The sequence below is a fragment of the Vibrio sp. 704 genome, assembly GCF_033339295.1.
In genome coordinates this window covers 1-597 of sequence record NZ_JAWOUH010000704.1, presented here as the reverse complement: position 1 = coordinate 597, position 597 = coordinate 1, and the positions used below count along the sequence as shown (strand labels likewise).

Here is a 597-nt window from a genome sequence, read left to right as displayed (position 1 = left end):
TCCACAACGTTGGTCAAGTAACCATCGAGGCGACAGCAACATACAGCGATGCTTTCTTAAACAAGCAACAAGTCGCTCAGTTTGTGGTCGATGTGAAACCAGGTCAACGTCAAGCGATCAGTGTTGCGAATATCGCTAAGACGTATGAAGACGGTGGACGCATTTTCCCTCAAGTTGCGCACGCTCGCGGCGATTATGGATATCGCATCATCAATGGTGAAGACGTTGTCGCTAAAACTACGGATGGTGCAGCGTTGCTGATCAAAGGCGTTGGTAGCGCAGAAGTTGAAGCCTACGAATACGACTTGCGTAATTATCCAGCAAGTAAAACCCGCTTCAACATTGAAATCGAACGCGCACCTCATCCGGTAATGAAAGACGTGGAAATGTCTCTCACTTATCAGCCTAAACTGGCTATTCCACTGACGTTTGCTGGTCAGAAAGGCAAAGTCAGTCTGATTGGTGGGTTGCCTGAACGTCTTCGAATGAAGGATGGCAACTTAGAAGTGGATACCGCGGGCGAATATCGTCTTAAGTTTGAAGATGATGGCGGTGACTTTTACCAACCAATTCAATTCAATGGTGTGATCAAAGTTG

At 46.9% G+C, this 597-nt stretch carries 1 pseudogene; it reads left to right on the top strand.

Annotation, left to right across the window (positions count from 1 at the left end):
• Window positions 1-597, top strand: a pseudogene (locus tag R7R24_RS28630) (cadherin repeat domain-containing protein); the annotation flags it as partial.